At 72.3% G+C, this 23862-nt stretch carries 23 protein-coding genes; 21 read left to right on the top strand and 2 right to left on the bottom strand.

Features of this window, described 5'->3' with window-relative positions; genetic code table 11:
• The first annotated feature begins 28 nt into the window (after nt 1-28).
• The 20 genes from rfbD to ELR47_RS16070 all read left to right on the top strand — a co-directional run bounded on the left by rfbD (nt 29) and on the right by ELR47_RS16070 (nt 18918).
• On the top strand, nt 29-937 hold the full coding sequence (rfbD, locus tag ELR47_RS16165; protein ID WP_130650818.1) for a dTDP-4-dehydrorhamnose reductase: 909 nt from the start codon (nt 29-31) through the stop codon (nt 935-937).
• Entirely contained in the window at nt 934-1572 is a 639-nt protein-coding gene (locus tag ELR47_RS16160; protein WP_165404141.1) for a dTDP-4-dehydrorhamnose 3,5-epimerase family protein, read from the top strand. Before rfbD ends, ELR47_RS16160 begins: the two co-directional genes overlap by 4 nt.
• Complete coding sequence (locus ELR47_RS16155) at nt 1569-2642, top strand: glucose-1-phosphate thymidylyltransferase (protein WP_130650816.1); 1074 nt, start codon at nt 1569-1571, stop codon at nt 2640-2642. Before ELR47_RS16160 ends, ELR47_RS16155 begins: the two co-directional genes overlap by 4 nt.
• Nucleotides 2643-3632 carry a dTDP-glucose 4,6-dehydratase gene (rfbB, locus tag ELR47_RS16150; protein ID WP_130650815.1) on the top strand — a complete coding sequence of 330 codons (990 nt, stop codon included), beginning with the start codon at nt 2643-2645 and terminating at the stop codon, nt 3630-3632.
• A 42-nt stretch (nt 3633-3674) separates the two neighbouring features.
• The gene (locus ELR47_RS16145; protein WP_130650814.1) at nt 3675-4442 is read left to right on the top strand and encodes an L-threonylcarbamoyladenylate synthase; all 768 of its coding nucleotides are present in this window, start codon (nt 3675-3677) and stop codon (nt 4440-4442) included.
• A gap of 145 nt (nt 4443-4587) precedes the next feature.
• Nucleotides 4588-5874 (top strand): serine hydroxymethyltransferase, encoded by a 1287-nt coding sequence (locus tag ELR47_RS16140; RefSeq protein ID WP_308420338.1) that lies wholly within the window; start codon nt 4588-4590, stop codon nt 5872-5874.
• Between the two features lie 2 nt (nt 5875-5876).
• Nucleotides 5877-7070 carry a glycosyltransferase family 4 protein gene (locus ELR47_RS16135; RefSeq protein WP_130650813.1) on the top strand — a complete coding sequence of 398 codons (1194 nt, stop codon included), beginning with the start codon at nt 5877-5879 and terminating at the stop codon, nt 7068-7070.
• A 161-nt stretch (nt 7071-7231) separates the two neighbouring features.
• Nucleotides 7232-7570, top strand: a complete 339-nt coding sequence (locus ELR47_RS16130; protein WP_130650812.1) for an AtpZ/AtpI family protein — start codon at nt 7232-7234, stop codon at nt 7568-7570.
• Nucleotides 7560-8012 carry a hypothetical protein gene (locus tag ELR47_RS16125; protein WP_130650811.1) on the top strand — a complete coding sequence of 151 codons (453 nt, stop codon included), beginning with the start codon at nt 7560-7562 and terminating at the stop codon, nt 8010-8012. The genes ELR47_RS16130 and ELR47_RS16125 overlap by 11 nt, the downstream gene beginning before the upstream one ends.
• Before the next feature lie 4 nt (nt 8013-8016).
• Entirely contained in the window at nt 8017-8811 is a 795-nt protein-coding gene (gene atpB, locus ELR47_RS16120) for a F0F1 ATP synthase subunit A (protein WP_165404140.1), read from the top strand.
• An 81-nt stretch (nt 8812-8892) separates the two neighbouring features.
• Complete coding sequence (gene atpE, locus ELR47_RS16115; RefSeq protein WP_130650809.1) at nt 8893-9096, top strand: ATP synthase F0 subunit C; 204 nt, start codon at nt 8893-8895, stop codon at nt 9094-9096.
• A gap of 28 nt (nt 9097-9124) precedes the next feature.
• On the top strand, nt 9125-9661 hold the full coding sequence (gene atpF, locus ELR47_RS16110) for a F0F1 ATP synthase subunit B (protein ID WP_130650808.1): 537 nt from the start codon (nt 9125-9127) through the stop codon (nt 9659-9661).
• 124 nt (nt 9662-9785) lie between these two features.
• On the top strand, nt 9786-10319 hold the full coding sequence (gene atpH / locus ELR47_RS16105) for an ATP synthase F1 subunit delta (RefSeq protein ID WP_130650807.1): 534 nt from the start codon (nt 9786-9788) through the stop codon (nt 10317-10319).
• 52 nt (nt 10320-10371) lie between these two features.
• Complete coding sequence (gene atpA, locus ELR47_RS16100; RefSeq protein ID WP_130650806.1) at nt 10372-12021, top strand: F0F1 ATP synthase subunit alpha; 1650 nt, start codon at nt 10372-10374, stop codon at nt 12019-12021.
• 62 nt (nt 12022-12083) lie between these two features.
• Entirely contained in the window at nt 12084-12974 is an 891-nt protein-coding gene (locus ELR47_RS16095; RefSeq protein WP_130650805.1) for a F0F1 ATP synthase subunit gamma, read from the top strand.
• Between the two features lie 73 nt (nt 12975-13047).
• Nucleotides 13048-14475, top strand: a complete 1428-nt coding sequence (gene atpD, locus ELR47_RS16090; RefSeq protein WP_130650804.1) for a F0F1 ATP synthase subunit beta — start codon at nt 13048-13050, stop codon at nt 14473-14475.
• Nucleotides 14475-14867 (top strand): ATP synthase F1 subunit epsilon, encoded by a 393-nt coding sequence (atpC, locus tag ELR47_RS16085; protein WP_130650803.1) that lies wholly within the window; start codon nt 14475-14477, stop codon nt 14865-14867. The genes atpD and atpC overlap by 1 nt, the downstream gene beginning before the upstream one ends.
• A 151-nt stretch (nt 14868-15018) precedes the next feature.
• Entirely contained in the window at nt 15019-16311 is a 1293-nt protein-coding gene (gene murA, locus ELR47_RS16080) for a UDP-N-acetylglucosamine 1-carboxyvinyltransferase (protein ID WP_130650802.1), read from the top strand.
• On the top strand, nt 16304-18082 hold the full coding sequence (locus ELR47_RS16075; protein ID WP_165404139.1) for a SpoIID/LytB domain-containing protein: 1779 nt from the start codon (nt 16304-16306) through the stop codon (nt 18080-18082). The genes murA and ELR47_RS16075 overlap by 8 nt, the downstream gene beginning before the upstream one ends.
• A complete protein-coding gene (locus tag ELR47_RS16070) occupies nt 18079-18918 on the top strand; it encodes a CPBP family intramembrane glutamic endopeptidase (protein ID WP_130650800.1) in 840 nt (279 codons plus the stop codon). The genes ELR47_RS16075 and ELR47_RS16070 overlap by 4 nt, the downstream gene beginning before the upstream one ends.
• A gap of 105 nt (nt 18919-19023) precedes the next feature.
• On the opposite strand, the gene ELR47_RS16065 is transcribed toward ELR47_RS16070, so the two are convergent.
• Complete coding sequence (locus tag ELR47_RS16065) at nt 19024-20394, bottom strand: NAD(P)/FAD-dependent oxidoreductase (protein ID WP_130650799.1); 1371 nt, start codon at nt 20392-20394, stop codon at nt 19024-19026.
• Nucleotides 20391-22022: a PucR family transcriptional regulator gene (locus tag ELR47_RS16060; protein ID WP_165404138.1), complete on the bottom strand. Its 1632-nt coding sequence runs from the start codon at nt 22020-22022 to the stop codon at nt 20391-20393. The genes ELR47_RS16065 and ELR47_RS16060 overlap by 4 nt, the downstream gene beginning before the upstream one ends.
• Before the next feature lie 466 nt (nt 22023-22488).
• Here ELR47_RS16060 and ELR47_RS16055 point away from each other — a divergent pair, with 466 nt between their 5' ends.
• Complete coding sequence (locus tag ELR47_RS16055; protein WP_370469410.1) at nt 22489-23859, top strand: gamma-aminobutyraldehyde dehydrogenase; 1371 nt, start codon at nt 22489-22491, stop codon at nt 23857-23859.
• The last annotated feature ends 3 nt before the right edge of the window (nt 23860-23862 follow it).

The raw sequence follows: 23862 nt of genomic DNA, 5'->3' as shown, positions 1-23862 counted from the left end.
GGGTGGCTGCCACGACACGAGGAGCGAGGTGCGCGTCGTCGTCACCGGGGCCGGGGGACAACTCGGTCTCGACCTGCTCGACGTCTTCGAGGACGCGGTCGGCCTGAGCGCCGCCGACCTCGACGTCGCCGACGAGCCGGCCGTGTGGGCCGCGGTCCGAGACCATGCGCCGGACCTGGTGGTCAACGCCGCCGCCTGGACCGACGTGGACGGTTGCGAGGCGGACCCGGCCCGCGCCCACCGGGTCAACGCGCTCGGGCCGTGGTGGCTGGCCCGGGCCTGTCGGGCGGCGGGTGCCGCGCTGGTGAGCGTCTCGACCGACTACGTCTTCGACGGCACCGCGCCCGACGGCGTCGACGGTCGTGGCCTGGCCGAGTTCGACCCGGTGTGCCCGATCAACGCCTACGGCCGCAGCAAGGCCGCGGGGGAACAGCTCGTGCGCGAGACGTTGCCCGAGCACTACCTCGTGCGCACGGCCTGGGTGTGTGGTGCCCGCGGTGCCAACTTCGTGCGCACGATGTTGCGCCTGGGCCGGGAACGCGAGGTGGTGCGCGTCGTCGACGACCAGGTCGGCTCGCCGACCTGCACCCGCGACCTCGCCGCTGCCATCCGTGAGCTGGCGGTCAGCGGCCGGTACGGGACCTACCACCGCACCAACGCGGGGCGGTGTTCCTGGTACGACCTCGCCGCGGTGACCTTCGAACTGGCCGGCATCGAGGTCGACCTGCAGCGGATGGGCAGCGACGAGCTCGACCGGCCGGCGCCGCGCCCCGGCTTCTCGGTGCTGGACAACCTGCACGCCGAGGCGAGCGGGCTGCTGGCGCTGCCCCACTGGCGCGACGGCCTGACCCGCCTGCTCGCCGAGATGGGGGAGCTCGCTGCGCCGGCCGACACCGTCGCCTCCCTGCCCGCCCCCACACGACAGGCCTGCCCGTGACCGTCCGGCGCACCGACATCGAGGGTCTGCTCGTCGTCTCCTGGCCCGTGCACGAGGACGGTCGCGGGTTCTTCCGGCAGACCTACCAACGCAGCGAGCTCGAGGAGGCGCTCGGTCGTCCGGTCGCGTTCCGACAGGGCAACCACGCCCGCTCGGCCCCCGGCGTGCTGCGCGGCTTCCACGCCGAGCCGTGGGACAAGCTCGTCCAGGTCGTGCGTGGCCGGGCGATGGCCGCCATCGCCGACATCCGGCCCGAGAGCCCCACGTTCGGCCAGGTCCGCACGTTCGAACTCGGTGACGGCGTGGAGCGGATCCGGCTGTTCGTCGCCGCCGGACTGGCCAACTCCTACTGCACCCACGGTGACGACGACGTCGACTACCTCTACGACGTGACCGAGGAGTGGTACCCGGGTGCGGACAAGCGCGCCGTCGCCTGGGACGATCCGGACCTGGCCGTGGCGTGGCCGGTCGCGCGTCCACAGGTCTCCGAGGCCGACCGGGCCAACCCGACCCTGCGTGAGCGGTTCCCCGACCATCCCGCCTTCGCGTCCGCGACGCCGCGACGCCGCGACCGGACCGGTGCAGGCGCGCACGTGGTCGGGCATGCGGGTGACGAACAGGAGTCCGTGCGATGAAGGCCCTCGTCCTCGCGGGCGGCGCCGGTACCCGGCTGCGTCCGCTGACCCACACCAGTGCCAAGCAGTTGGTCCCGGTGGCCAACAAGCCGATCCTGTTCTACGGGCTCGAGCAGATCCGCGACGCCGGCATCACCGACGTCGGCATCATCGTCGGGGACACCCGGGCGGAGATCGAGGCGGCCGTCGGTGACGGCACCGCGCTCGGGATCACCCCGACCTACCTCCCGCAACAGGCGCCGCTCGGGCTCGCGCACGCGCTGCTGACCGCGGCCGACTTCCTCGGCGACGACGACTTCGTGATGTTCCTCGGCGACAACCTCGTCGAGGGCGGTATCGCCGACGCGGTCGAGACCTTCCGGCGCGAGCGCCCCGACGCGCAACTGCTGCTCAAGCAGGTGCCCGACCCGGAACGCTTCGGCGTCGCCGAGCTCACGCCGTCGGGGGACATCGCCCGGTTGGTCGAGAAGCCCGCCGAGCCGCGCTCCGACCTCGCCCTGGTCGGCATCTACCTGTTCACGTCCAAGATCCTCGACGCCGCCCGCCGCATCGAACCCTCGGCGCGTGGTGAGCTCGAGATCACCGACGCGATCCAGCGGCTGCTCGACGACGGCGCACGCGTGCGCTCGTCGCTGCTCGAGGGGTGGTGGCTCGACACCGGCAAGAAGGACGAACTGCTCGACGCCAACCGGATCGTGCTCGGGTCGATCGGCCGGTCGGTCGCCGGCGAGGTCGACGCGGACTCGGAGGTGGTCGGTGAGGTGATGGTCGAGGCCGGTGCCTCGATCGTGCGCTCGACGGTGCGGGGGCCGGCGGTCATCGGCGCCGGCTGCCGGATCGTGGACAGCTTCGTCGGCCCGTTCACCTCCATCGGCGCACGCACCTGCATCGAGTCGAGCGAGGTCGACTTCTCCGTGGTGCTCGAGGACTGCCTGGTGCGGGGCATCTCCCGCCTCGAGGGGTCGCTGCTGGGCCGCAACGTCGAGCTCACCCGCACGCGGCGTCGACCGGCGGCGCACCGGTTCCTGCTCGGCGACCACAGCCAGGTCGAGATCGAGGGAGGCTCCTGAATGCACGTGCTCGTCACCGGCGGTGCCGGGTTCATCGGCAGCAACTTCGTCCGCCACGTGCTGTCGACGACCGACGACGTGCGCGTCACCAACCTCGACGCGCTCACCTATGCGGGCAACCTGGCCTCCCTGCGCGACGTCGAGGACGACCCGCGCTACGCCTTCGTCCGGGCCGACGTGTGCGACGCCGAGGCCATGGACGCGGCGATGCGTGACGTCGACGCGGTGGTGCACTTCGCGGCCGAGAGCCACGTCGACCGTTCCATCGACGGGCCCTCGGCGTTCCTGCGCACCAACGTGCTCGGTGCCGGCGTGGTGTTCGAGGCGGCGCGCCGTCACGGGATCGAACGCACGCTGCACATCTCGACCGACGAGGTCTACGGCTCGATCGACACCGGCTCGTTCGTCGAGTCCGACCCGCTGCACCCCAACAGCCCCTACTCGGTGTCCAAGGCGTCGGCGGACCTGCTCGCCCAGTCCTACGCGACCACCTACGACCACCCGATCACGATCACCCGCACGGCGAACAACTTCGGCCCGTACCACTACCCGGAGAAGCTGATCCCGTTGTTCGTGACCAACCTCATCGACGGCGGCACCGTGCCGTTGTACGGCGACGGCGGCAACGTGCGTGACTGGACCTACGTGCTCGACAACGCCGCCGCCCAGTGGCTGGTGCTCACCCAGGGCGCGCCCGGCGAGGTCTACAACGTCGGTGCCGACAACGAGCGCTCCAACAAGGAGCTGACCTACCGCCTGCTCGACCACTTCGGGCTGGGGGAGGACCACGTCGAGTTCGTCGCCGACCGACCCGGGCACGACCGCCGCTACAGCATCGACAGCAGCAAGGTCCGGGCCCTGGGCTGGGAGCCCGCCACCAGCCTCGACGAGGCGCTCGAGCGCACGATCGCCTGGTACCGCGCCAACGAGTCGTGGTGGCGGCCGCTCAAGCAGGCCGGTGCGTCGCAGCGCCGTGGCCGGGCCCAGTAGCGTTCGGCTGTCCACCCCGTCCGCCCGAAGGAGACCGAGGCCGTGACCGGCGAACTGCTCGACGTCACCGGCGACGGCCGCGAGGACGCCGTGCTGCGCGCCACGGAGGCCCTGCGGGCCGGTCAGCTCGCCGTCCTGCCGACCGACACCGCCTACGGGGTGGCGGCCGACGCCTTCAACACCCGGGGCACCGCCCGGATCTTCGGCACGCGCGACCAGCCGCGCCGGACACCGCTGCCGGTGCTGGTGCGCTCGCCCAAGCAATTGGCCGGCCTGACCACGGTCGTGCCCGAGGCGGCCGAGCGGCTGGTGGCCGCCTACTGGCCCGGCGCCCTGACCATCGTGCTGTTCGCCGAGCCGAACCTGCGCTGGGACCTCGGTCGCAACGAGGGCACCGTGGCGGTCCGCATGCCCCTCGACGACGTCGCCCTCGCCGTGGTGCGGGCGGTCGGGCCGGTCGCGATGACCGCGGCGTCGCGCTGCGGGGAGACGGCACCGGCCACCGCGGCCGCGGCGCGCGAGGCGTTGGGGGAGGCGGTCGAGGTCTACCTCGACGACGGGCCGCGCCCCGCAGCGGCGGCTTCCACGATCGTGGACCTCACCCGTCGGGAACCGGCGGTCCTGCGCGCCGGCCTGCTCGACGCCGACGAGGTGCTGGCCGTCGCCCGCGGGGAGCTCGACCCGTTCGCGGCCACGATGCCGCCGCCCGACGAGGACGCCGTCGGACCGGCGTCGACCGGTGCGAGCGACGTCGCGGCGGTGCCCGACGAGGACGGCGAGGACCCGCTCGACGACGCACGGCCGGTGTGAGGCGGGCACGCCCCACGGTCGCGACCGGTCCCCGGGGCGTCGGCGCCGGACTGTCCGCGGGCAGTCCCCGCGGGTAGATTGGTCGCGCCCTCCCGGCGCCGTCCCGCGCGCCCTGCACCCATCCGTCGAACGTGGAGCGATTGCGTTGACCACCTTCTGGGGTCCGGACTTCGACCAGCTGCGAGCCCTGGACCCCCAGGTCGCCGACGGGCTGATCACCGAGCTCGACCGGCAGCGCAGCAAGCTGCAGCTGATCGCGAGCGAGAACTTCGCCTCGCCGGCGGTGATGGCGGCGCAGGCGTCGGTGCTGACGAACAAGTACGCCGAGGGCTATCCGGGCAAGCGTTACTACGGCGGCTGCGAGGAAGCGGTCGACCCGCTCGAGCAGCTCGCCATCGACCGGGCCAAGCAGGTGTTCGGGGCGGCGCACGCCAACGTGCAGCCGCACTCCGGCGCGAGTGCCAACATCGCCGCCTACTTCGCCACGGTCGCCCCGGGCGACAAGGTGCTGGCGATGTCGTTGCCGCACGGTGGCCACCTCACCCACGGCATGCCGATCAACTTCTCCGGCAAGTGGTTCGACGTCGTGTCCTACGGGGTGCGCGAGGACGACCACCGCATCGACATGGACGAGGTGCGCCGGCTCGCGCGCGAACACCGTCCGAAGCTGATCATCGCCGGTTGGTCGGCCTACCCGCGTCAGCTCGACTTCGAGGCGTTCCGCTCGATCGCCGACGAGGTCGACGCCGTGCTGATGTGCGACGCCGCCCACTTCATCGGCCTGGTCGCCGCCGGCGTGCACCCGAGCCCGGTGCCCTACTGCGACATCGTGACCTTCACCACCCACAAGACGCTGCGTGGCCCGCGCGGGGCGATCATCCTGACCAACGAGCAGTGGGCCAGGAAGATCGACAAGGCGGTCTTCCCCGGCACGCAGGGCGGACCGCTGGAGCACGTGATCGCCGCCAAGGCCGTGGCCCTCAAGGAGGCCATGGACCCGGGCTTCAAGGAGTACGGCCAGCGCATCCTCGACGACGCCCGCGCCCTGGCGGCGGGGCTGGTCGAGCGTGGCTACCGGGTCACCTCCGGAGGCACCGACACGCACCTGTTCCTCGCCGACGTCACGCCGCGCGGGTTGACCGGGGCGGAGGCGGAGGCGCGCTGCGACGCGGCGGGGATCGTGCTCAACAAGAACGCGATCCCGTTCGACACCCACCCGCCCGCGGTGGCCTCGGGCATCCGGGCCGGTGCGTCGTGTGTGGCCACCCAGGGGATGGGCACCGCCGAGATGGCCCGGGTCGCCGAACTGATCGACCGGGCGTTGACGGGCGCGGAGTCCGAACTCGGCGCCGTGCGGGCCGAGGTGGGCGAACTCGTCACCGCCTTCCCGGCCTACCCGCAGGCCGGGCCGGTGCCCCCGACCTCGGCCTGAGCGTGGACAGCCCCCTGCTCCACCACCTGGTGGTGGCGCTCACGGCGTTCGTCGTCACCGCCGGGATCACCCCGGTGGTGGTCCGGCTGGCACGCCGGCTGGGGGCACTGGACCATCCCGGCGACGGGCGTCGGGTCCACACGCGCGCAGTGCCCACCCTCGGGGGCCTGGCGATGCTGGCCGGGGTGCTGGCCGCCCTCGCGGTCGCCTGGGCGCTCGGCGGCCCGTTCGCACCGCTGTTCGCCTCGACCTCCGAGCCGGTGGCCCTGCTGGTCGGAGCGCTGGTGATCGTGCTGGTCGGTGTCGCCGACGACCTCGTCGGCCTGCCGCCGACGGTGAAGCTGGCCGGGCAGATCGTGGCCGCGCTCGGTGTGGTGCTGTTCGGCATGCAGCTGGTCTACGTGTGGGTGCCGGGTGTGGAGATCGTCGCGCTGTCCAGCGACCTGGGGCTGGTGGTGACGATCCTCGCGCTGGTGGCGATGATCAACGCGGTCAACCTCATCGACGGGCTCGACGGGCTCGCCGCCGGCGTCTGCGTGATCGCCGCGCTGGCGTTCTTCGCCTTCAGCGTGGCGACCGAGGGCAGCGGGATCCGCGAGACCCTGGTCCCGTCCTCGGCCACGCTGATCGCGGCCGTGGTGGCCGGCATCGGGGCCGGCTTCCTGGTGCACAACTGGCACCCGGCACGGATCTTCATGGGCGACACCGGCGCGATGCTGCTCGGTCTGCTGCTCGGCGCGGCCGGGGTGTCCTACACCGCACGCTCCACCTCGCCGTCCAACACCGACTTCTACGGCTCGATCCCGCTGCTCGTGCCGGTGCTGGTGCTCGCGATCCCGTTCCTCGACTCGGCGTTCGCGGTCGTGCGCCGGGCGCTGCAACGCCGGCCGCTGGCGACCGGGGACCGCGGCCACCTGCACCACCTGCTGATCGCGTTCGGGCACTCGCACCGGCGGGCGGTGCTGGTGCTGTACTACTGGTCGGCGCTGCTGGCGTTCGGCTCGGTCGGCCCCACGTTCGTGCCCATGGTGCGTCTGCTGCCGTGGCTGCTCGTCGCCGCCGGCGTCGGGCTGGCGCTGACGGCACTGGGGACCCAGGCCCGTGGCGAGGACACCGCACCGGAGGCGGGGACCCGCCCCGGGACGCGCGACGACGGCGCGCCGCCGGCCCCGCCACGTCGACGGACCACCGCCTGAGCGACATCCGGTGCCGGCCGACGCACGCCACGTCGCGCCCTGTAGCGCACGGACGGGGACTGCCGCACGTCGCCTGCTCGTGCTTTGGCGCCCCTTCTCGTCCGCTGCTATCGTCCGGCCCGATCGCGCCCACCCCTTGGTGTGCGCCCGAGCCGTGACGCGTGTCGTTCCCGTCGTGGCGCATCCCACCGATCGGTCCCCGGCTGATGTCCCTGCTCTCCTCGTCTGCGCCCGAAGGCCGTCGCACCTCCGTGCGCCGGGACCTGGGTGAGTCGATGGTCGCCCTCGACCAGGGCTGGAGCATGGGCACCGAGTTGCTGTCGGGCATCCTGGTGCTCGCCGGCCTCGGCTGGCTGATCGATCGTGCGCTGGGGACCACGCCCTGGTTGTTCGCCATCGGTGCGCTCGCCGGCTTCGCGGCCGGCCTGTACCTCGTGTGGTTGCGTGCCCAGCGCATGGACGCCCGCGAGGCGGCAGGACGGGACGACCATGGTCGCTGACCCCACGCGCGCCAGCGCCTGGCGCCTGGCGGTTCGGACCTGGCGGTTGCTGGCGGTCCTCGCCGCGAGCGCGGCACTCGTCGGGGGCCTGACGGCCGGCGCGCCGGCCGCCTGGTCGGCCGTCGTGGGCGTCGCGCTGGCGGCCGTGCTGTTCGGGCTGTCGGTCCTGCTGCTGGTCTGGATCGTGTCGCGACCCTCGGACGCCAGTCTCGGTCTCCTCGTCGGAGGCCTGGGGATCCGCCTCGCGGCCTACCTCGTCATCCTCGACGCCGCCTCCGGCGCCACCTGGTTCCACGCCGAGGCGCTGGCGGTCGCGGTCGCGATCGCGCTGGCCGTGACGATGGTGGCCGAGTTCGTGTGGCTCACGCGTTCCCCGCAGTTGTTCAACGTCGACCCCGATGCCCGTCGCCTGCCGACGGTCTCGGCCGCTACCCGGAGCTGACGCTGTGACACCGTTCCTCGCTGTCGAGGTTGAGTACGGAGGCAACTTCGACGGGGCGCTGGATGACATCAACGCCCTGTTCGACATGCCCGCCATCTTCGACCTGGGCGTCTTCTCGATCAACCGCACCGTGTTGATCATGTGGCTGGCCACGGCGTTGGTCTTCGCGCTCTTCGCGGCGGCGTTCCGCGACTCCAAGGTCGTGCCGGGCAAGCTGCAGTCCGCCTGCGAGCTGGTCATCGACTTCGTCCGCAACATCGCGCTGGACATCATCGGTCCCAAGGGCGTGCGGTTCGTGCCGCTGCTGACGACGTTCTTCATCTTCATCTTCGCGATGAACCTGATGAAGATCACGCCCGGCATCATGCTCCCGCCGACCTCGCGCATGGCGGTGACCGGCTTCCTGGCCCTCACCGCGTGGGCGGTCTACGTCGGCGTCGGGATCAAGAACCACGGGTTCTTCGGCTACCTCAAGGAAGTGTCGGTCCCGCCGGGCACGCCGCTGGCGATCCTGCCGCTGCTCGCGATCATCGAGTTCGTGTCGAACCTGATCCTGCGCCCCTTCGCGCTGGCCATCCGGTTGTTCGCCAACATGGTCGCCGGCCACATCCTCGTGGTGATCACGCTGGTGACCGTCCACGTGTTCCTCTACCCGCGACCCGGCCTGCCGGTCGGCATCCTGGCGCTGGGGATCTCGCCGCTGGTGTTCGCCTTCGAGCTGTTCATCATCGGCCTCCAGGCCTACATCTTCACGCTGCTCACCGCGGTGTACATCAGCTCGTCGCTGGAATCGCACTGATCCCGGCGGCGTCCCACGCCCCACAACCACTCGTTCCACGACGCCGCGCCCCCAACGGGTTCGGCAAGGAGAAGCAACACGATGGAGAACCTCGGTAACGGGCTCGTCTTCGGTCTCGCGACCCTCGGTCCCGGCATCGGCCTCGGCATCCTGATCGGCAAGGCGATCGAGTCCATGGCGCGTCAGCCCGAGGCGGCCGGCATGGTCCGGACCACGATGTTCATCGGCATCGGCGTCGTCGAGGTCCTCGCGCTGCTGGGCTTCGTCCTCGCGTTCATCATCTGAACGTCGCACGCCACCGTCAGGAGTCAACGTGATCACGCTGCTCGCCGTCGCCGCAGAGGACGCCTCGGGGGCCCAGCTGCTGGTTCCGGCCGCACCGGAGCTGATCTGGGGTTTCGTCGCCTTCGCCCTGCTCATGCTCGGGATGATGAAGTTCGTCTTCCCGAAGGCCAACCAGGTGCTCGAGGAGCGGTCGGCCGCCATCCAGGGCAAGATGGAGGACGCGGACGCGAAGCTGGTCGAGGCCGAAGAGGCCCGGCGCAACTTCGACGCCCAGATCGCCGACGCCCGCGGTGAGGCCAACGCCATCATCGAGGACGCCAAGGCCACGGCCGAGTCCCTGCGCCGCGACATCGTCGCGAAGGCGGAGACCGAGGCCGCCGCGATCGTCTCGCGGGCGCAGGCCGACATCAACGCCGAACGCGACCGCGCCCTGCAGGAACTGCGCATGCAGGTCGGCGCCATCTCCGTCGAGCTCGCCTCGCGCATCGTCGAGCGCGAACTCGACCCCACGACCCACCAGTCGCTGGTGGACGACTACATCCAGCGACTCGCCAGCCAGAACTGACCCGACGTCGTCGCGCCCGGACCGGACCACCCGGCCGGGCCGCCCGCAACGCCGAACCGACCGGCTCCACGGTCGCCAGGCGACGGGCGCAGCCGACGCTCACCGGACCAACGAGGACCGGCCCATGACGACCCAACGGACGGGCGCCTACGCGCAGGCCGTCGTCGCCCTCGCCGAGGGCGAGGACGCCCTCGACGCCGTCGGCACCGAGCTGCGCACCATCGCCGCGGCGGTGGAGGGCAGCGAGGACCTGCGGCAGCGGCTCATCGACATCAACCTGCCTCTCGGGCAGCGGCTGAAGTTCGTCGAGTCCGACGTGCTGCGCGCCGCGCACCCGGCGACCCGCAGTGCGCTGGCGATGATCATCGCCGCCGAGCGCGCCTCCGAGCTGGGCGAGATCGCCGAGGCCGTCGCGACCCGCTCGGCCGAGCTCCGCTCGCGCGAGCTGGCCGAGGTCTACGTCGCCGCGCCGCTCGACGCGACCCGCCAGCGTGCGCTGGTCGAGGCGCTCGAGCGGGCCACCGGCAAGCGGCTGGACGTGCAGGTCCACGTCGACCCGACGGTCGTCGGTGGCGTGCGGGCCAAGATCGGTGACACCGTGATCGACGGGTCGGTCGCCCGCCGTCTGCAGGACCTGCGCACCCGCGTCGGGCGCTGACACGCGCCCCCGACGGCCCCGATCGCGGGCCGAGACACGCAAGGATCAACACATGGCTGACCTCACGATCCGCACGGAGGACATCACCTCCGCGATTCAGTCGATGCTGGAGGGCTACGAGCCGGGCCTGACCACCGAGCAGGTCGGCCGGGTGCTCGAGACGGGCGACGGCATCGCCCGCATCTCGGGCCTGCCCGGGACCCTGGCCAACGAGCTCCTCGACTTCGGCGGGGGCGTGTTCGGCATGGCCATGAACCTCGACGAGCACGAGATCGGCGCGGCCGTCTTCGCCGATGCCTCGCGCATCGAGGAGGGCATGTCGGTCCGGCGCACCGAGCGGGTGCTGTCCATCCCCGTCGGTGACGCGATGCTGGGCCGGGTCATCGACCCGCTGGGCCGCCCGCTGGACGGCAAGGGCCCGCTCGACGAGACCCGCCTCGACGGTCAGCGTCCGCTCGAGGTGCAGGCGCCCGGCGTCGTCGACCGCCAGCCGGTCGGCCAGCCGATGCAGACCGGCATCAAGGTCATCGACGTCATGACGCCGATCGGCCGCGGTCAGCGCGAGCTGATCATCGGCGACCGTCAGACCGGCAAGACGGCGATCGCGCTCGACACCATCATCAACCAGAAGCAGCTGTGGGGCACCCCCGACGCGGTCAAGTGCATCTACGTCGCCATCGGGCAGAAGAACTCCACCGTCGCCGAGGTCGTCGCGACCCTCGAGCGCTACGGCGCGATGGAGTACACCACCGTCGTCACCGCTCCGGCCTCCTCGCCGGCGCCGTTCCAGTACATCGCCCCCTACGCCGGCGCCGCCATCGGTGCCAACTGGATGTACCGGGGCGAGCACTCGCTGATCATCTACGACGACCTGTCCAAGCAGGCCGACGCCTACCGTCAGCTGTCGCTGCTGCTGCGCCGTCCGCCGGGCCGTGAGGCCTACCCGGGTGACGTCTTCTACCTCCACAGCCGGCTGCTCGAGCGTGCGGCGAAGCTGTCCGACGAGCTCGGCGGCGGGTCGATGACCGCCCTGCCGATCGTCGAGACCAAGGCCAACGACGTCTCGGCCTACATCCCGACCAACGTGATCTCCATCACCGACGGGCAGATCTTCCTGGAGACCGACCTGTTCTTCCAGGGCCAGCGCCCGGCGATGAACGCCGGTGTCTCGGTCTCGCGGGTGGGTGGCTCGGCGCAGCGGCCGGCGATGAAGGCCGTGTCCGGCACCGTGCGGCTCGAGCTGGCGCAGTTCCGGGAGCTCGAGGCGTTCGCCCAGTTCGGCTCCGACCTGGACAAGGCCTCGCAGCAGCAGATCGCCCGTGGTCAGCGGGTCGTCGAGATCCTCAAGCAGCCGCAGTACCAGCCGCTGCCCGTCGAGCTCCAGGTCGCGTCGATCTTCGCGGTCACCAACGCCAAGCTCGACGACATCCCGGTCGGCGACGTCCGCCGGTTCGAGTCCGGGCTGCACGAGTTCCTGCAGTCGCGCCACGGCGAGCTGCTCGGCACCCTGCGGACCTCGAAGCTCAACGACGACCTCAAGGCGCAACTGTCGGACGCGATCGACACCTACAAGTCGACGTTCACGGCCACCGAGCAGGCACCCGAGGAGGAGCGCAACGACGGGTGGGACGCCATGGCGTCCACCAGCGAGGCGGTCACCGAGGACAGCGTGCCCGCGGGCGGCTCGAGCGCTGCCAGCTGACGACGGCACGGGTCGGACCCTCCCGCGGTCCGACCCGTCCCTCGACCCACCAGGAGACCCCAGTGGCAGGTAGCGGCCAGATCCGCCAGCTGCGACGGCGCATCCGCTCCGTCAAGAGCACGCAGAAGATCACGCGTGCCATGGAGATGATCGCCGCGTCGCGGATCCTCAAGGCGCAGCGGCGCGTGCAGGAGGCACGTCCCTACGCCGAGCAGATCACCGAGGTCATCAAGGGGCTCGCGCTCGCCAACGAGGTCCGCAACCACCCGTTGCTGCGTGCGCCCGAGAACCCGGTGGGACGCGTCGCGGTGCTGGTCAACACCTCCGACCGGGGGCTCGCCGGCGCCTACAACGCCAACGTCATCAAGGCCGCCGAACGGACCATCCGCCAGGAAGAGGCCGCCGGCAACACGGTCGAGCTCTACGTCGTGGGCAAGAAGGGCATCGGCTACTTCAGCTACCGCGGCCGCCGGGCGGCCGCGTCGTGGGAGGGCGTCTCCGACGAACCCCGCCTCGACGCCGCCGCCGGCATCGCCGAGGGGCTGATGAACCGGTACGCGACCGGCGAGGTCGACCGCGTCTGGGTGGTCTACACCGACTTCAAGTCCTCGATGACCCAGCAGCCGGTCCGCATGGAGCTGTTGCCGGTCAAGACCGAGGAGTTCGAGGGCGGCGAACAGATCGCCCCCGAGATCATGTTCGAGCCGAGCCCGGCGGAGCTGCTCGACGCGCTGATCCCGCGCTACGTGGACGCCAAGGTGTTCCACAGCCTGCTGGAGTCGTCCGCGTCCGAGCACGCCGCGCGCCAGCGCGCGATGAAGTCCGCGACCGACAACGCCGAAGAGGTCGCCGGCAAGCTCTCCCGGGTCATGAACCAGGCCCGCCAGGACCAGATCACCACCGAGATCTCCGAGATCGTCGGTGGTGCCGAGGCCCTGGGCCAGGCCAGCTGACCAACCCGCGTACCGATCGAAGTTTCGGTGGCCCGGCAGCAGCCGCGCCGGTCACCCAACAAGGAGCGAAGAGATGGCGACCCAGACCGTCGGGGTCAACGAAGGCCGCATCGTGCGGGTCATCGGGCCGGTCGTGGACGTGGAGTTCCCGCCCGGTGAGCTGCCCGAGATCTACAACGCGCTGACCTTCGAGCGCACCTACCAGGGGGAGACCCGCACGCTGACCGCCGAGGTCGCCCAGCACATCGGTGACCGGCGCGTGCGTGCGGTGTGCATGCAGCCGACCGACGGCGTCGCCCGTGGGTCGTCGGTGGCGGACACCGGTGCGCCGATCTCGGTCCCGGTCGGCACCGGCATCCTCGGGCACATCTACAACGTGCTCGGCGAGCCGCTCGACGCCCCGGTCGACTCGATCCAGGCCGACACCCGCTGGCCGATCCACCGCGACCCGCCGCCGTTCGACGAACTCGAGTCGCAGGCGACGATGTTCGAGACGGGCATCAAGGTCATCGACCTGATCGAGCCCTACGTCCAGGGCGGCAAGATCGGCATGTTCGGCGGCGCCGGCGTGGGCAAGACGGTCGTCATCCAGGAGATGATCAACCGGGTCGCCCAGCAGCACGGTGGTGTGTCGGTGTTCGCCGGGGTGGGGGAGCGCACCCGCGAGGGCAACGACCTCATGCTCGAGATGCGGGAGTCGGGCGTCCTCGACAAGGCGGCGCTCGTCTTCGGGCAGATGGACGAGCCGCCGGGCGTGCGTCTGCGCGTCGCGCTGTCCGCGCTGACCATGGCCGAGTACTTCCGCGACGAGATGCACCAGGACGTGCTGCTGTTCGTCGACAACGTGTTCCGGTTCGTCCAGGCCGGCTCCGAGGTGTCGACACTGCTCGGCCGCATGCCCTCCGCCGTGGGCTACCAGCCGACGCTGTCCAACGAGATGGGCCAGCTGCAGGAGCGGATCACCTCGACCAAGGGTCGTTCGATCACCTCGCTGCAGGCCGTGTACGTGCCCGCCGACGACATCACCGACCCGGCGCCGCACACCACCTTCGCCCACCTCGACGCGCAGACGGTGCTCTCGCGCGACATCGCCTCGCTGGGCATCTACCCGGCCGTCGACCCGCTCGACTCCACCTCGCGCATCCTCGACCCGGCCATCGTCGGCGAGGAGCACTACCGCGTGGCGACCGGCACCCAGGAGGTCCTGCAGCGCTACAAGGACCTGCAGGACATCATCGCCATCCTGGGTATCGACGAGTTGTCCGAGGAGGACAAGGTCGTCGTGTCCCGGGCCCGCAAGGCGCAGCGGTTCTTCTCGCAGAACTTCTACGTCGCCGAGCAGTTCACCGGCAACCCCGGCGTCTACGTGCCGGTGCAGGACACCATCCAGGGCTTCAAGGCCCTGATCGAGGGTGAGCTCGACGACGTGCCGGAGCAGGCCTTCCTGTACTCCGGCGGCGTCGACGACGTCCTGCGCAAGGCCAAGGAACTGGGCGCCTGATGGCCACCACCATGCACGTCGAGGTCGTGTCGGCGGAGCGCCACGTGCTCTCCGCCGACGCGGTCGAGCTCTACGCCCGCTCCGTCGAGGGCGAGATCGGCATCCTGCCGGGCCACCAGCCGGCACTGATCGAGCTCGACATCGCCCCGGTCCGCGTCAAGCTCGAGGACGGCACGTGGGAGACCATCGCGGTCCACCACGGGCTGCTCTACGTCGGGCGGGACGGCCTGATCGTCCTCGCCGACGTCGCCGAGCCCGCCAGTTCGATCGACGCCGCACGGGCCGAGACCGCACTGCGCGAGCTCGAGGGCCGTCAGGCCGCCGGTGACGACCCGGTGCTGCGCGCCTCGATCCAGCGCGCCCGTACCCGCTTGACGGTCGCCGACGGCTGACCGAGCGACGCCTTCCACGCCTCGACGGCGGCCCCGGGTCGGGGCCGCCGTCGTCGTCGATGCTGTTGGTCGCGTGCTCGCGACGGTCGGCGGGTCTGCGGCCGCGCGGTCGCAGCGTGCCGGATGCCGGGCCCGGGTAGTCTCGGCGGTCATGCTGGATCCCACCTCCTCCACCGACGTCTTCGTCGTCCGCGGCGGTGCCCCCCTGCGGGGCACCGTCCGACTGTCGGGCGCCAAGAACAGCGCGCTGAAGCTGATGGCCGCCGGCATCCTGTGCGACGGCACGCTCGAGCTCGGGGCCATCCCGCGTATCGCGGACGTGCCGGTCATGGCCGAGGTCCTGCGCGGCATCGGGCTCGGGGTCGACCTCGACCTCGCCAACGAGCGCTGCACGATCGACGCGTCGGTGGAGCCGGACTGGCGGCCGCCGCGCGACGCCGTCACCCGCATCCGGGCGTCGATCTCCTGTCTCGGCCCGCTGGTCGGCCGCACCCGTCGGGCCCGCATCGCCCTGCCCGGCGGGGACAAGATCGGTGCCCGCCGCATCGAGATGCACGTGCGGGGTCTGATGGCGATGGGTGCCGAGGTGGAGGAGCGCGCCGACGAGGTCGAGGTCGTCGCCCGCGAACTGCACGGCGCGATCCTGACGTTGGACTTCCCGAGCGTCGGCGCCACCGAGAACCTGGTGATGGCGGCCGTGCTCGCCGACGGCACCACCGTGCTCGACAACGCCGCCCGTGAACCCGAGATCCAGGACCTGTGCCGGATGCTGGTCGCGATGGGCGCCCGCATCGACGGCATCGGGTCGCCGACGCTGGAGATCGAGGGCGTCGACCGGCTCGCGCCGATCTCCTGGGAGACCTGCCCCGACCGCATCGAGGCCGGCACGTACGCCGTCGCCGCCGCGCTGACCGGCGGCGACGTGGTGATCGAACGGGTCCGTCCGGCCGATCTCACCCTGCCACTGCTGAAGCTGCGCTCCGCCGGTGTCGTGATCGAGGAGGGCGGCGACTCGTTGCGGGTCAAGGCCGGCGACCTCGACCCGGTCGACTTCGTGACCCTGCCCTACCCGGGGTTCCCGACCGACCTGCAACCGCAGATGATGGTGCTGCTCACCCAGGCCGAGGGCACCTCGCGCTGCACCGAGAACGTCTTCGAGTCGCGGTTCTCGTTCGTCGACGAGCTCGCGCGGATGGGCGCCGACATCCAGATCGACGGCCACCACGCGCTCATCCGCGGCCCCGCCCCGCTGGTCGGCGCGACGTTCACCGGCCTCGACGTGCGCGCCGGTGCGGCGGGCACGCTGGCCGGCCTGGTCGCCCGCGGCACCACGGTCGTCCGCGACGTCCACCACGTCGACCGCGGCTACGCCGACTGGATCCCACGTCTGCAGGCGCTGGGCGCCGACGTCGAACGCGTCCCCGCCAGCGATGTGGATGCCTGACCGCGACCTCCGGAGGACGCCCCGGCGGCACCGTCGGGCCGCGTTCGCCGTGCTGGCAACGGCGCTGGGCGTGCTGCTCGCCCCCGCCGGCGTGCTGCCCGAGGGCGCTGGCGTCACGGCAGCCACCCTCGCGGGTGACACCCTCGCGGGACAACCGTGGACCGGGACCGGTGTGCTCCGGGTCCAGGCCGCCGACGACGGCGTGGTGGGGGTCGGCGACGAGATGCGCGGGGTACGTCGTCACCTCGACACCCTCGAGTTCCGGGCCGGCTCGTCGGGAACGCTGCTCGTCAACGAGCTCGGGATGGAGGACTACGTCGCCGGTGTCGCCGAGATGCCCTCGCGGTGGCACCTCGAGGCGCTCCAGGCCCAGGCCGTCGCCGCCCGCACCTACGCCTGGTACTCGATCGAGCTCGGCACCTTCTCCCACTACGACATCTGCGCGACCGTCGCCTGCCAGGTGTTCCGCGGCGCCGAGGTGGTCCTCGACGACCTCGGGGACCGGTGGCGCGAGGCCGTGGACGCCACCGCCGGACAGGTCCTCGTCGACGACGCCGGCGCGCCGATCCTGGCCCGCTACTTCTCCACCTCGGGTGGTCGCACCTACCCGAACGAGCTCGTGTTCCCCGCCGAGGGGCCGCGTCCGTTCCTGGTCGGCACCGAGGACCCGGCCGACGCCGTGTCGCCCTACCACCGCTGGACGGTGCCCTTTACCCGCGCCCAGTTCGACGACATCGTCGCCCGCGGCGAGACCCTCGGACCGGCCGCGCCCGTCGTCGACGTCCGCCGTGAGGGCGACGTCCACGACCCGTTCGCCGACGTCGTGGTGACCGGAGCCGACGGCACCGAGGTCCGCGTCGGGGTGCGCACCTTCCGCGAGTTCGTCAGCCGCATCGCGGCCGAGCGCCACCCCGACGAGTTCCCCGGCGTCCGCGGCGACGGGCTGCGGCGACTGCCCGAGACGTTGCCCTCCAGCCGGTTCACGATCGACCTCGACGACGACCACGTCATCATCGAGGGGCGCGGCTGGGGCCACGGGGTCGGCATGGGGCAGTACGGCGCGCTCGGCCGCGCCGAACAGGGACAGGACCACGCCGAGATCCTCGCCGCCTACTACGACGGCCGTCGACCGACCTCCAGCGCCGCCCTGCCCGAACGCGTCCGTGTCGGCCTCGACGTCGCCGACACGTTCACGTTGCGGCCCTCGCAGACCATGCGGATAACGCTCGGCGACGAGGTGGTCGAGGAGACCGCCATCGGCACCTGGACCGTCACCCGCGTCGGTGAACAGTGGACGCTGACCCCTCCCGAGGGCCACGACGCCGCACTCGACGTGTCGGCCACCCGCCCCGCCGCCGGGATCGACCTCGGGGACGCCGTCGTGGTCGAGGTCGAGGTCAACCGGCCTGCGCTACTGCGTCTCTCGGTCCGCGACGCCGACGGGAACGAGGTCCTCTCGCGTGATCTCGGCGCCGCCGACCCCGGCTCGCACGCCGCCAGCTGGCGCTACGAGGACGCCGGCGGTGCGGCCGTGCCGGCCGGCGACTACGCCGTCGCCCTGCTCGCCCGCGACACCGACGGCTCGGAGGCCGGCAGTCCGCTGACCGTCACGGTCGGCGACGACCAGGCCGCGGCCGTTGCCGAGCGCATCGGCACCGGCGACGCGACCTCGGGTCCAGGCTCGCGGGTGGTCGCCCTGCTCGCGGCAGCCGTCCTCGCCGTCCTGCTCCTCCCGCTCGTCCTCCGCCGTTCCCGCAGGAGTCCGTCATGAGTCACCTCCCGCCACCACCCGGTCCGCCGCCGGCCGGCCCGTCGGGCCCTCCGCCGGCCGGCTCCCCCGGTGCGGACGGCGACCCGGCCTGGCCCGGCGGCGGCTACCGCGACGGTGCCCGCGCCGCCGACGCCTTCCCGGTGCCGTTCTCGGCCGTGGACGGTGCACTGCTGGTCGTGTGGATGATCCTGGCGCAGTTCCTCGTCATCCTGCCGGCGGCCGTGCTCGGCTTCGTCAGCCAGGACGACACCGCCACCATGATGCTGCTGGCGTTGGTGTCGCAGGCGGTCGGGCTCGCGGGCGCGCTGGCCTACCTGCAGGCCCGGGACCGGCTGTCGTGGCGGTTGCTCGGACCACGGCCACCGACCTGGACCCGGGCGGCCTACGGGATCGTGGTCGGCATCGCCGGTTTCCTCGGCGTCAACGCCGTCATCGCGCTGGTGCTGCAACTGATCGGCCCCGTCGACCCGCCCGAGCAGCAGCTGTTGACCGACCTGACCGCCGGCGGTGCGACGACCGTGCTGGCGGTCGTGGTGGCCGTGGTCATGGCCCCGGTCGTCGAGGAGGTCATCTTCCGCGGCGTGCTCTTCCAGGCGCTCAAGCGACGCCTCGGCCTGTGGCCCGGTGCGCTGGTGTCCGGCCTGGTCTTCGCCGCCGTCCATGTCGAGGTGCAGCAGCCCGTCTACAGCGCCGGGCTGCTCGCGTTGGGCGTGGCGCTGGCCTGGTCGCTGCACCGCTTCGGCAACCTCGTGGTCCCGATCGTCGCCCACGCCGCCTTCAACGCGGTCTCCGTGGGGCTGACGCTGCTCGGCGGCCAGTTCCTCGACACCGTCTGACCCCGTCTCGCCGCGCCGGGCGGGCACAAGGTCCTGCGGTCTCCCGGGTGTCGCGCCGTGCGGGTTCCCGCGCCCGCGACGAAGGACCGCGCGCAGCGCGCCGGCTCAGTGCCGGACGAGGCGTTCGGCGAGGGTGCGACCGGTGGGAGGACGGCCGGTGCGGGCGGCCTTCGCGTCGAGGCGGGCGAGGGAGTGCTGCAGGTAGCGGGCGGCGAGCCAGCGCAGCGGTTCGGGCTCCCAGCGGCGCGGGCGGTGGCCGACCATCGGCAGCTCGGCGTACTCGGTGGTGCCGGTGACGATCAGGTCGGCGAGCACCCGCCCGGCGAGGTTGGTCGCGGCGACGCCCTGGCCGGTGTAGCCGTTGGCGGTGGCGATGCCGGTGCGTGGATCGTGCCGGAACGCGGGCAGCCAGTCGCGCGGCATCGCCAGCGGCCCGCCCCACCGGTGCTCGACGCGCACGCCGGCGAGATCGGGGAACCAGGACGTGAGCTGCCGGGCGAGTTCGTCGTGCGTACGGTCGTGGCGGTCGAAGGCCGGGGCGACGGCCGAGCCGAAGTGGTACGGCGCCCCACGGCCACCGAACAGGATCCGGCCGTCGACGGTGCGCGACAGGTAGTCGACCGTGTAGCGGTGCGAGGACAGCGCCTCGTGGCCCTGCCAGCCGATGCGGGCCCACGTCGCGTCGTCGACCGGTTCGGTGAGCACGACCAGCGAGTAGATCGGCAGCACGTCCCGGGCGCGGCCGGGCAGCTGCGGCAGCCACGCCTCGGTGGCGAGGACGGCCGTGTCGGCGGTCACGACCCCGTGGTCGGTGACGACCTGGACCGCGGGCGGTCCGGGGCGCAGGTCGGTGACCCGGGTGCCCTCGACGATGCGCACGCCGGCGTCCTCGAGCCGGCGGGCGAGGCCGCGCACGAGCCGGCCCGGATGGTGGACGGCGCCGTACGGGTCGTGCAGCGCCCCGAGGGCGTCGGCGACCCGGACGCGGGCCGCCAGTGCGTCGGCGTCGAGCAGCGTGACCCCGTCGCCGAGCCCGAGCCGGACCAGCTCGTCGAGTCCGGCGTGCAGGGCGGGAACCTCGGCGCGGCCGCGGGCGATGCGCAGGATGCCCCCGCGACGCAGCTGCGCGTCGATGCCGGCGCGGTCGCAGACGGCCGCGATCTCGTCGATGCTGTCGCGCACCGCCCGCACGGTTGCGGCGGCGATGCCGGGGGAGGCGCGCCGGGCCAGCTCGCCCGGGGTGACGCCCACGCCGGGGGACAGCCAGGCGCCGTTGCGGCCGGACGCGCCGAACCCGACCGTCTCGGCCTCGATCACCACGACGTCGAGGGCCGGGTCGCGCTCGCGCAGGTACCAGGCGGTCCACAGGCCGGTGTAACCACCACCGACGACCGCGACGTCGGCGCGCCGGTCGCCCTCGAGTGGTGCGCGGGGCGTCAGGTCGTCCGCCGAGGTGGCGAGCCAGTAGTTGGTCACGTGGGCTCCCGGGCCGTCGTTCGGGCATGCAGCTCGAGGGCGAGGCCGTACTCGAGCAGGTGGTCGCCGCCGCGCGGGTCGCGGCCGGTGAGCTCCCGGATCCGGTCGAGCCGGTAGGTCAGGGTGTGCCGGTGCACGCACAGCTCCGCGGCGGCCGGGCCGGGTCGGCAGCCGTGCGCGAGGTAGGCGCGCAGGGTGTCGACGAGGCGGGTCGCCTCGCGGGCGTCGTGGTCGAGGACGGGGCCGAGCACCGAGGTGACGAAGTCGGTCGCGCCGAGGTCGTCGCGGATGCCGGCCAGCAGCCCGGACAGACCGAGCTGGTCCACGTCGTGCACGGCGGTGCCGTCGTCGACGCGCAGCGCCACGCTGGCTTCCCGGATGGCGGCACGCAACGCCTCGGCGCCCGTCTTCACCCGACTGCGCCCGACCCGCGGTCGCGGCCAGCCGCGGGCGCGCAGCGCCTCGACGATCCGGGTGGCCGCGTCGGGGTGGTCGCCGCCGGTGGGGCCGTCGTCGGTGTCCCGGCCGTCGTGGTCGTGGGCGCGGGCGTCGTGCCCCCCAGCATCGGTGTCGGCCGGAACGGGGACCAGGGCGAACCACGTCTCCGCGAGTCGGCCCACGACGGGGCGGCCGAACGGGAGCAGGGCGTCCTCGACCACGGCGGCCAGCTGGGCGTCGCCGACGCCGTCCGGGCGGGCGACGGCCAGCACCCGGTAGGCGGCCGGTGGTGGGACGCCGAGCCGTCGCAGCGCCCGGGCGACGAGGCCGGGGGTGTCACGTCCGGCGGCGACCTCCTCGAGCAGCTCGTCGACCCGGGCACGCTGTGCCTCGCGGACCGATCGGCGTCGGGCGCGCTCCAGCGACACGCCCGCGACACCCTGCTCGAAGAGCAGCGTCTGGTGCTCGATCAGCGACTCGGCGGTCACGACGGCGACGACCGCCTCGAGCTCCTGTCCGATGCGGACCGTGGCGCTGGTCACCAGCTGACCGTCGGGCAGCGTCGCGGCCGGTCCCTCGGCGGCCGCGGCCTTCCACAGCAGTTCGGGTGCAAGTCCGTCGAGTCGCCCGTCGGGGTCGTGGCGGGCGAGCTCCGCACCCGCGAAGTCGAAGGCGAGCAGGGCCGTCGTCGGCATCGCGCGACCGACCGTGGCCAGCACGCCCCGGAGCCCGTGGTCGGCGACGACCGCGGCCAGCACCTGCCGGTGCAACGTGACCGCGCTGCGCAGGGTGGCGAAGTGCTCCTCGAACACCGCGCGAGACACCCGGCGGGTGACGGCGAGGAAGGGCACCTCGTAGGGCACCGTGAACAGGGGCAGCGCGGCGCTGTCGCAGGCGGCCACCATGGTGGCCGGTACCTCCTCGAGGCTCACGCCGGTGCCGAACCCGACGGCGACCACACCACGTCCGGCGAGCCCGGCGATCAGGCGCTGTTGCAGCGACGGGCTGTCCTTCACCCCCAGACCGGTGGTGAGCAGCAGTTCCCCGCCCTCGAGCCAGGGGGTCGGGTCGGGCGTGTCGGCGATGTGGGCCCAGCGGATCGGGCCACGCCGGTCCAGTCCTGCCCGGCCGGCGACGAGCTCGAGCCCGAGACCGGGATCGGCCAGCAGTTCCGACGGCCAGAGCGGCACGGGACCCTTCGGGTCGAGGACCGCCGGAGCGTACTGCCCGGACCGTCGCGTTTCGGGCGCGGTCGCGCCGGATTCCGTCGTACCCACGTCGCGACATCTCCCTCGGCCGCTCGGCACACGCTACGGCGGTCCTCCCGGGGCGGCATCGGCCGAACCCACGACCGTGCGCGGGATGCGTACGACGATCGGCCAGGCGCCGCGACGATCCGTGCAACACTTCGCCAGGTGGCCAAGGCCACACCCGCGACCAGCGCCGGACGGCCAACGACATCGATCGCCGGCCGGTCCTACGGTTCGCGGCGCGAGATCGGAAGCCGGTGTGCGGCGGAGCCGGTGACGCGGACGAGGGAGACGTCCGTGGCAGGCATCGTGGCAGCGGGCAGGAGCGGACCGGGAGGTCGAGCCAGTGCGCAAGGTGCAGAACGTGATCGGTGGCGAGCTGCGCGATCCGGTCGCCGGCGAGACCATGGACCTGGTCGACCCGTCGACGGGACAGGTCTTCGGCAGCGCGCCGCGGTCGGGCCCACAGGACGTCGACGACGCCTGTCGTGCGGCCGCCGACGCCTTTCCCGGCTGGCGGGACGCGACGCCGTCCGAGCGCAGCCGCGCGCTGCTCAGGATCGCCGACGCGATCGAGGAGCGCGGCGAGGAGCTGGTCCGGCTCGAGTGCGAGAACACCGGCAAGCCGTTCCAGCTCACGATGGAGGAGGAGCTGCCGCCGGCCGTCGACCAGATCCGCTTCTTCGCCGGCGCCGCGCGGGTGCTGGAGGGCCGTTCCGCCGGCGAGTACCTGGCGGGGCACACCTCCTACGTCCGTCGGGAGCCGATCGGGGTCTGTGCGCAGGTGTCACCGTGGAACTACCCGATGATGATGGCGGTGTGGAAGTTCGCGCCGGCGCTCGCGGCCGGCAACGCGGTCGTGCTCAAGCCCAGCGACACCACGCCGGTCTCCACGGCCTGGATGGCCGAGCTCATGCAGGAGTTCCTGCCGCCGGGGGTGATGAACGTCGTCTGCGGGGACCGGGACACCGGCCGCAGTCTGGTCACCCACGAGATCCCACAGTTCGTGTCGGTCACCGGTTCGGTCCGTGCGGGCATGGAGGTCGCCGAGGCGGTCGCGCGTGACCTCAAGATCACCCATCTCGAGCTCGGCGGCAAGGCGCCGGTGATCGTGTTCGACGACGCCGACGTCGAACACGCGGCCGCCGGCATCGCCGGGGCCGGCTACTTCAACGCCGGGCAGGACTGCACCGCCGCGTCACGGGTCCTGGCCGGCCCGCGCATCCACGACGACCTCGTGGCGGCGCTGGCCGAGCAGGCCCGGGCGACCTCGACGGGCGCGCCGAACGACGACGAGGAACCCGACTACGGGCCGCTCAACAACGCCGACCAGCACGCACGCGTGCGGGGCTTCTTCGACCGGGCTCCCGGCCACCTCGAGGTCGTGGCCGGCGGCTCGCCGTTGGTCCGCGACGGCTTCTTCTTCGAGCCCACGGTCGTGGCCGGCCTGCGCCCCGACGACGAGATGAGCCAGACCGAGATCTTCGGTCCGGTGCTGACCGTGCAGCGCTTCGACGACGAGGACCAGGCGCTGCGCTGGGCGAACGGCGTCAAGTACGGCCTCGCCTCCAGTGTCTGGACCCGGGACCACGGGCGGGCCATGCGCATGGCCAGAGGGCTCGACTTCGGCGCGGTGTGGATCAACACCCACATCCCGATCGTGGCGGAGATGCCCCACGGCGGGTTCAAGCACTCCGGCCACGGCAAGGACCTGTCGATGTACGGCCTCGAGGACTACACGCGCATCAAGCACGTGATGTCCGACATCACGATCTGACAA

It is taken from the genome of Egicoccus halophilus (assembly GCF_004300825.1).
In the GTDB taxonomy this organism is placed as follows: Bacteria; Actinomycetota; Nitriliruptoria; order Nitriliruptorales; family Nitriliruptoraceae; genus Egicoccus; species Egicoccus halophilus.
Note: the sequence above shows the minus strand (reverse complement) of the source record. Positions and strands in the feature narration are given on the sequence as shown.